This window comes from Vibrio ordalii ATCC 33509 (assembly GCA_000257205.1).
Classification (GTDB): Bacteria; Pseudomonadota; Gammaproteobacteria; order Enterobacterales; family Vibrionaceae; genus Vibrio; species Vibrio ordalii.
Genome location: AEZC01000167.1, coordinates 22,603 through 30,841 on the forward strand (window position 1 = coordinate 22,603; position 8,239 = coordinate 30,841).

General features: G+C 44.8%; 5 protein-coding genes and 2 tRNA genes. 3 read left to right on the plus strand and 4 right to left on the minus strand.

Translation table 11 applies throughout. The features are described 5' to 3' along the window. Positions 1 to 107: 107 nt before the first annotated feature. Genes VOR_RS0111510 through VOR_RS0111520 form a run of 3 tightly spaced genes read right to left on the minus strand, consistent with a single transcriptional unit; the run spans position 108 to position 4,948 of the window. On the minus strand, positions 108 to 3,230 hold the full coding sequence (locus tag VOR_RS0111510; protein WP_010319856.1) for a multidrug efflux RND transporter permease subunit: 3,123 nt from the start codon (positions 3,228 to 3,230) through the stop codon (positions 108 to 110). A gap of 11 nt (positions 3,231 to 3,241) precedes the next feature. Then, complete coding sequence (locus VOR_RS0111515) at positions 3,242 to 4,348, minus strand: efflux RND transporter periplasmic adaptor subunit (RefSeq protein ID WP_010319857.1); 1,107 nt, start codon at positions 4,346 to 4,348, stop codon at positions 3,242 to 3,244. A gap of 18 nt (positions 4,349 to 4,366) precedes the next feature. Then, positions 4,367 to 4,948 (minus strand): TetR/AcrR family transcriptional regulator, encoded by a 582-nt coding sequence (locus VOR_RS0111520; RefSeq protein ID WP_010319858.1) that lies wholly within the window; start codon positions 4,946 to 4,948, stop codon positions 4,367 to 4,369. 169 nt (positions 4,949 to 5,117) lie between these two features. On the opposite strand from VOR_RS0111520, the gene rep reads away from it, so the two are divergent. Next, entirely contained in the window at positions 5,118 to 7,136 is a 2,019-nt protein-coding gene (gene rep, locus VOR_RS0111525; RefSeq protein ID WP_010319859.1) for a DNA helicase Rep, read from the plus strand. A gap of 101 nt (positions 7,137 to 7,237) precedes the next feature. Here rep and VOR_RS0111530 read toward each other — a convergent pair whose 3' ends face one another. Beyond that, positions 7,238 to 7,645, minus strand: a complete 408-nt coding sequence (locus VOR_RS0111530) for a c-type cytochrome (protein WP_010319860.1) — start codon at positions 7,643 to 7,645, stop codon at positions 7,238 to 7,240. A 297-nt stretch (positions 7,646 to 7,942) separates the two neighbouring features. On the opposite strand from VOR_RS0111530, the gene VOR_RS0111535 reads away from it, so the two are divergent. Both VOR_RS0111535 and VOR_RS0111540 read left to right on the plus strand, forming a co-directional pair. After that, a tRNA-Arg gene (locus VOR_RS0111535) sits at positions 7,943 to 8,019 on the plus strand. 44 nt (positions 8,020 to 8,063) lie between these two features. After that, positions 8,064 to 8,139: transfer RNA gene (locus VOR_RS0111540), tRNA-His, on the plus strand. The last annotated feature ends 100 nt before the right edge of the window (positions 8,140 to 8,239 follow it).

The following is an 8,239-nucleotide window of genomic DNA, read 5'->3' on the forward strand; positions in this document are numbered from 1 at the left end:
TGTCAGTTTGTCTCCATTCTAAGCAATTGAGCTGAGAATGTCGTTATTCAAGGTAAGAAAAAGGCCACTGAGGTGGCCTTTTTTGAAGCAGTCCTAATTATATTGTGTTATTTATTTTCAGCGAGTCGGCGTTGTGCTGCTTTGGCCTCGTCAACTCTGGCTAGCTTTTCGAGGTCTTTATCCTCAACAAACACAGGCAGTGGCTTATGTTTTTCGGCTAGGTAGCTGTAAATCACAGGCAGTACGAATAGCGTAAATAGTGTACCAATCGCAAGACCTGCCACAATCACAATACCAATACTAAAGCGCTGAGCTGCACCTGCCCCCGTTGCGTACATCAACGGGATCAAACCTGCAATCATCGCCGCTGTCGTCATTAGAATTGGGCGAAGACGTACTTTGGCTGCCTCCATCACCGCTTCGATGCGAGACTTATTATGGTGTAGCTGCTCTTCTTTCGCTACTTCACAAATAAGAATACCGTGCTTGGTGATAAGACCAACCAGTGTAATCAACCCTACTTGCGAGTAGATGTTCATGGTTGCAGCGCCCCAAGCCAGTGCAATTAATGCTCCGCAAATGGCGAGAGGAACAGACACCATGATAACCAACGGGTCTCTGAGCGATTCAAACTGAATCGCCAGTACCAAGAAGATGATCGCGAGTGCTAAACCAAAGGTCGCGTAGAGCGCGCTTCCCTCAGTCACGTATTGACGTGCTTCACCCATATAATCGTGGTTGTAGCCTGCAGGCAGTTTAGTCTCGGCAACATTCTCAAACCACGTAATAGCATCACCCATCGCAACACCCGGGCTTGGTACACTTCCGACCGTTGCTGAGTTTAGCTGGTTAAAGTGTGGCAGTGAGCGCGGCTCGGCAATTACATCAATGGTAATTAGGCTCCCTAATGAGATCATTTTTCCGTCAACGGCACGCACAAAGTAGTGATTCATCGATTCAGGGTTGAGGCGATATTTGCGTTCAACCTGCGGGATCACTTCATAAGAACGGCCATTGAGATCGATGCGGTTGACATAGCCATCCGCCATCATGGTTCCTAATGTCGTGCCAATATCCTGCATCGTGATGCCATAAGCCCCAGCTTTATCTTTGTCGATATTGATTTTCATCGTCGCAGAATCGTAATTGAGGTCTAAATCAGAGTACACAAACATCGGGCTTGCTTTTACTTCTGTTAGCACTTCAGTGGCAATAGCAAACAAACTTTCAAAGCTATTGGGTGTAGTGATGACAAATTGAATTGGCAATCCAGAGCCTGCGCCGGGAAGTTCAGGCATTTGGAAGGCCGTCACGGCCATGCCTGGAATATCTTGCACTAAGGTGCCGACTCGAGTGGCAACTTCAGCTTGGCTTGCCTGGCGTTCACTCCAAGGCACCATCGAGGCAATACCAAACGCTTGGTTGGAGTTTGGAACACCAGTAAATACCTGAGCAAACTGAACTTCTGGTTGCTCAGACAGAATCGTATTCACGTCATTCATGGTGTTTTGTAAGTAGTCCAAGTTCGCATTCGAAGAACCTGTACCAATTAACATGACCACGCCTTTATCTTCAGAAGGGGCAAGCTCACTTGGAATGAATTTGAACAGCATAGGCAGGCTGGCAAACACGATCACCGCAAAGGCAATCACGACAGGACGGTGCTGCATTACTTTCTCGAGTAATTTCGCGTAGCGGTTACTCATTGAATCAAGCAATCCATGCACTTTTTGTTCAAACTTGTTGGGTTCTTCGTGCGCTTTAAGCATTTTAGAACACATCATGGGTGAAAGTGTCAGGGCAACAATACCTGAAACAAATACAGCACCAGCCAGCGTGAGTGCAAACTCTTTAAAGAGTGAGCCTGTTATGCCACCCATCATCGCTATCGGTGCATAAACGGCGCCCAGTGTCAGCGTCATCGCAATTACCGGAACGGCGATTTCACGAGTACCAATAATCGCGGCGCGAAACGGTGATTCACCCAGCTTAATGTGGCGGTCAACGTTTTCTAGTACAACGATCGCATCATCCACCACAAGGCCGATAGCCAATACCATCGCTAGCAGCGTCATCAAATTCCATGAGAAGCCCATTCCCTGCATTACCATAGCAACACCAATTAATGATAGTGGAATGGTGACAATCGGGATGATAACGGCACGTAAAGAGCCTAGGAATAGAGTAATGACGACAAGTACGATCAAGGCGGCTTCAGCGATGGTTTTTATGACCTCGTGGATCGATTCATTGATCGCCACCGTGGAGTCATACATCACGTTCATTTCGATGTTACTTGGTAGATTACGCTTTAACTGTGGTAACTGATCCAACACATCTTGAGCAATGTTGATTGGGTTTGCGCTAGGCGCTGCGTTGATGGCCGCTACAACCGCCTCCTGGCCGTTTGCACTTGCGCGGTAAATATCATGGCTTTTTTCTAGCGTGACGTTTGCAATATCACCTAGTCGAATGACATTGCCGTCGCCCGTTTTAACCACCAGGTTTTTCAGCTCATCGACATTTGATACTTGCGTATCGGCACTACCGTTATACAGCACGAATTCGCCAGTGGCTTGTCCTGTTGCTGATTGATAGTTGTTGGCATTCAGCACGTTCATCACATCGCCTGCAGTGAGCTGTAGTCCTGCCATTTTTGCTGGGTCAAGCCAAATGCGAAGGGCGTATTTCATGCCACCAAACAAGTCAATTTTTGAGACGCCGTTGACGGTGAATATTTGAGGGTTAAATACACGCTCTAGATAGTCTGTAATTTGGCTTGAGCTGAGTTCATCACTAGTAAAGCCAATATACAATACTGAAGTCGTTGAGCCAGTAGACATGGTCACTGTCGGATCTTCAGCCTCTTTAGGAAGCTGTGAGCGTACTGAGTTGGTTTTTGCTAACACATCTGAAAGTGCAGCATTAGGATCAGTATTGAGCTTCATCGTTACGGTAATTGTGGAGTTACCCAATACCGAAGAGGAAGTCATATAATCAATATTGTCGGCTTGTGCGACCGCTTGTTCTAAAGGCTGAGTGATAAAACCTTGGATTAAGTCGGCACTTGCACCGTAATAGCCTGTACTCACTGTAATAACGGTATTCGTCATTTCAGGGTATTCACGAACTTGCATTTTGAAAATAGCTTGCAAACCAAGCAGAGCTATCAAAAAGCTGATCGATACCGCGAGCACTGGACGTTTTATAAAAACATCAGTAAAGCGCATGATTCCTCCAATTACAGCATAGGTGTTTCAGCGGGTGGGGTCGTTGCATTACTTTCGACAACCCGAACTTTCGAATGGTTACTTAAGCGCACTTGGCCTGAAGTGACAACGATGTCGCCATCTTGTACACCTTCTAAAATATGTGCAATAGCTCCTTTGCGTTCACCTACTTTCACAACGCGCTGCTCTACTCGCGTACCACCATCTTCATCTTTCAACACATAAACATTATCACCATACAAGGTGAAGGTAATGGCGGTCTGAGGAAGCGTGACTTGGTTTTCTAATTTCGGCAGGATTATGTTGGCACGAGCAAACATACCACTGCGCAGTTTACCGTCACTATTTGGGATATCAGCTTGCACTTGGATTAAACCACTTTGAACGCTAACGGCAGGCTCAATCGCCGTAATGGATCCTGTAAACGCAGCATTAGGGTAAGCATCGATAAAAATATCCACTTGCTGGCCTAATGAAATACGAGAAATATCCGTTTGTGGAACCGTAAAGCGCAGACGCATTACGCTGGTATCTTCCAAGCGAACAATATCGGTGCCTGGTTGTAGGTATTGGCCTAAATACACATTACGGATACCCACCACACCAGCAAAGGGAGCTTTGATTTCACGGCGATCAATCGAGGCTTTTAAACTTTCAATCTCGGCAGATAAAGAGTAGTAGTTTGCTTCGGCTTCGTCATAAGCTTCTTTTGAAATTGATCCTTTAGCAAATAGACCCTTATAGCGCTCGTATTTCGCTTTTGCCGCTGGTAGGCGAGCTTGTGAGCTTTTTAAATTCGCTTTCTCAACTGCTGAATCAAGTAAAACTAAAGGTTGGTCTTCTTCAACTTGTGTCCCTGATTCAAATGAAATCTTATCGATCACGCCGCTGGTTTCAGATGTTAGTGTTACGCCTTGATTGGGTTCAATAAAACCAATCACTTCAATCACTGGAATCCAATCAACTGGAGCAACATCCGTCACGGTCACTGGGAACTCAGGTTCAGGACGATTAGCCATAAATTCGGCAATTTTTTGTTGTTTAAACAGATTAAAACCTATCACGCTACCAAACAGTAGGAAGGCGATAAGTAACATAAAGAATGTCCACTTTTTCATTCTAGTCAGAACTCCAAGTTAGTGTTGAGTAATTGCATCCCAACTGGCGTCAATCACAGCACTGAGTGCGCTGTCATCCAGTTGATAACATTCCATCGCTTTTTTACGGGCAAGGGCGACCGTTGTTTCGAAGCTTAAAGCAGATAAAATCTGGTTATCCAACGGTTTGAATAACCCTTGCTCTTTACCTTGATCAAATAGCAAATCCACTTGGGCAAACATTTTTCGCTCAAGTTCCTTAACATTGCAATTGATTGTTGTTGGTAATGATTCATATTGAACTCGATTACTGAGTATTGCACTGCTTGATTGTGCTAACTCCCAGATATTGAGCCACATTGCGTTAAAGCGTTCTTTCAAAGGCATCTCATCATCAATATTGGCTTGTACCGCATCAGCAATATGCTGACAAACGTGCAAGCGAACGGTCACGAGAAGATGATCTTTATCATCAAAGTAACGGTAAATCGTTCCTGTTGCGACACCGGCTTCTTTGGCTAATTTGTGCATCGATAAGCCTTGAAATCCAGATTCAGCAATCAGCTTTTCAGCGGCCACCAATATCTGTTGGTACTTATCCACGTGAATACAGTTAGACATGCTGACATCTCACAATGAATGAACGTTCATTCATTATAGACCAAACTATAGCCCCTTATGCAATACACTAGTGTAGTAAAATGACAAAAATCTTATGGTGAATGACGTAGTAATCGGTAAAGCGCGGCATTATCATAGACGGCCCAAATAAAAGTGATACGAGTACCTCATGAAGCTGAATCCAAGACAAGACGAAGCCGTCAAATATGTATCAGGCCCATGTCTAGTATTGGCGGGAGCTGGCTCGGGTAAAACGCGCGTAATTACCAACAAGATCGCTTACTTGGTTCAACAGTGTGATTATAAAGCGCGCAACATTGCTGCCGTTACATTTACTAACAAAGCCGCTCGAGAAATGAAGGCGCGGGTAGCACAAACGCTTGGGAAAGCTGAGTCAAAAGGGCTGCTCGTTTCGACATTCCATACTTTAGGCCTCAATATTATCCGTCGGGAATATCAATTTTTGGGCTTGAAAGCGGGCTTCTCTCTGTTTGACGACCAAGACCAGCTTGCGCTGCTCAAAGAGTTGACAGAGAAACAGCTTGAGGGCGATAAAGATCTGCTGCGCCAATTGCTCAGTACCATCTCCAACTGGAAGAACAACATGTTGACACCAGAGCAAGCGAAAGGTTTTGCTCAAGGTGAACAACAACAGCTATTTGCTCACTGTTTCGACCTTTATCAAAAGCAAATGAAAGCGTATAACGCACTCGATTTTGATGATCTTATTTTAATGCCGGTGCTGTTATTGCAAAACAACGCCGAAGTTCGTCAGCGTTGGCAAAACCGCATTCGCTACTTGCTGGTGGATGAATATCAAGATACCAATACCAGTCAATATGAGTTAGTGAAACTGTTGGTTGGAGAGCGTGGCCGTTTAACTGTGGTGGGTGATGATGATCAATCCATCTACTCTTGGCGAGGGGCGAAACCGCAAAACCTCGTGTTGCTGGGGCAAGATTACCCAAATCTTAAACTGATTAAGCTTGAGCAGAACTACCGTTCAACTAGCCGCATTTTGAGAGCGGCCAATATTCTGATTGCCAACAACCCGCACGTGTATGAGAAAACGCTTTTTTCTGAGATCCCTGAGGGTGAAAAACTCAAAGTTCTGCTGGCGAAAAATGAAGATCATGAAGCGGAGCGGGTCACTGGTGAACTGATTGCGCATAAATTTCTCAATCGAACCGAGTATCGTGATTACGCGATATTGTACCGCGGTAATCATCAGTCACGCTTAATTGAAAAGTCGCTGTTGCAAAACCGCGTGCCTTATAAGTTATCCGGTGGTACGTCATTTTTTGCCAGAGCCGAAATTAAAGACATCATGGCTTACCTCAAAGTGTTGGTGAACCCTGACGATGACAATGCTTTTTTACGCATTGTAAATACACCAAAACGAGAAATTGGTCCAGTCACGTTAGAGAAATTGGGTAGTTACGCCAATATGCGTGGCAAAAGCTTGTTTTCGGCCAGTTTTGAACTTGGCTTAGAGCATCATTTGTCTGGAAGAGGGCTCGACAATTTGCGTCAGTTTACGCAATGGTTGGTGGTTATCTCAGATCAAGCTGAACGAGGCAATACCGTTGAAGCAGTGCGTTCGCTAGTTCGCGATATCCATTATGAAGATTGGCTGTATGAAACTTCAGCCAGCCCCAAAGCGGCGGAAATGCGAATGAAAAACGTCTCTGATCTCTATTCTTGGATTGTGGCCGACCTTGAAGGTGACAACTATGACCAACAAGAAAAATCGCTCAAAGAGGTTGTACAGCGCTTAACCCTACGCGACATGATGGAGCGAAGTGAAGAAGAGGATGAGAGTGATGCCGTTCAGTTGATGACACTGCATGCATCGAAAGGCCTTGAGTTTCCTTACGTTTATTTGATTGGCACTGAAGAAGGTATTCTTCCTCATCAAACCAGTATCGATGAGGACAATGTCGAAGAAGAACGTCGTTTGATGTATGTCGGGATAACTCGCGCGCAGCGAGAACTGACTTTCACTATGTGTAAAGAGCGCCGTCAATACGGGGAACTGCTTAAACCCACACAAAGTCGCTTTTTGGATGAATTATCCTTTGATGATGTCGAGTGGGAACAGAGTAAAAAGCCAGTAAGCCAAGAAGAGCGAATGGCGAAAGGACAGAGCCACATTGCTAACTTGCGTGCTGCCATGTTTAAGAAATAGTGCTTAAAAGCAAATAAAATTGAAGGCTTGGAATAAAAACCAAGCCTTTATTTTATAGGAATTAATGTTTATAGGAACTAATGCTTATAGGAACTTATGTATTACAGGCCGGCAATCATATGCTCAATGGCTGCAACGATTTCATCGTCAGAGCAATCCATACAGGTTCCTTTGGCTGGCATAGCATTGAAGCCTTGTATTGCGTGGTTTTTCAATACATCATTACCTTGAGCGATACGTGGAGCCCACTCTTCGGCATTACCAGTTTTGGGTGCGCCACTGATGCCTGTTGAGTGGCAAGCGATACAAAATGTCCCGTAGACTTGCGCGCCATCACGAGGACCGCTTGGTACTGCGACAACGGGTTCACTACCCGCTAAGTACACATTACCCACCGGTTTAATGCGCTCAGCAATAGCATCGTATTCTGCTTGAGTGCTTGCTAATGCGACACTAGAAAAGGTTAAAGCTGCGAACAATACGCTTATAATTCGTCGAGACATATCCATAAAACTCACTTTACATTCCAAAGGTAAGTGCACGCTTACCTATATTATTTATACTTAGAGTGTGGCTGATTTAAAAACCATAAAAGCTGTTAAATCAATGTAAATATTGGGTGATTATATCCCGATAAGTTGTTGCAATAAACAACAAGTTGCGATCTTCAAGGGGTGAGTCACATCCTGATTATAGCGGTAATAATGGTTATCTGATGAAAAAGGCGTCAAACGATAAAAAAAGTTAAAAAAGTACTAGACGCCCTAGTGTGAACTCCGTATTATTCCACTCCGCCGATAGGGCATGCGCCCGTAGCTCAGCTGGATAGAGCGTTGGCCTCCGGAGCCAAAGGTCGAAGGTTCGAATCCTTTCGGGCGCGCCATCCGGATGCTTATGTAAATAAGTAGCAAATTGGCAAACTTAGTGGTGGCTATAGCTCAGTTGGTAGAGCCCCGGATTGTGATTCCGGTTGTCGCGAGTTCAAGTCTCGTTAGCCACCCCATTATTTGGTAACTTCGGTTTCCTTTCTTGGTGAAAGTCGAGAAAAAAATTTACATCGATGAATAGACTAGTTTGATAGTGCATCATGATGTTAGGAATGG

Coding starts and splice junctions, on each gene's coding strand:
- VOR_RS0111515 (WP_010319857.1), bottom strand. CDS start 4,348: ATGAAAAAGTGGACATTCTTTATGTTACTTATCGCCTTCCTACTGTTT.
- VOR_RS0111520 (WP_010319858.1), bottom strand. CDS start 4,948: ATGTCTAACTGTATTCACGTGGATAAGTACCAACAGATATTGGTGGCC.
- rep (WP_010319859.1), top strand. CDS start 5,118: ATGAAGCTGAATCCAAGACAAGACGAAGCCGTCAAATATGTATCAGGC.
- VOR_RS0111530 (WP_010319860.1), bottom strand. CDS start 7,645: ATGGATATGTCTCGACGAATTATAAGCGTATTGTTCGCAGCTTTAACC.
- VOR_RS0111510 (WP_010319856.1), bottom strand. CDS start 3,230: ATGCGCTTTACTGATGTTTTTATAAAACGTCCAGTGCTCGCGGTATCG.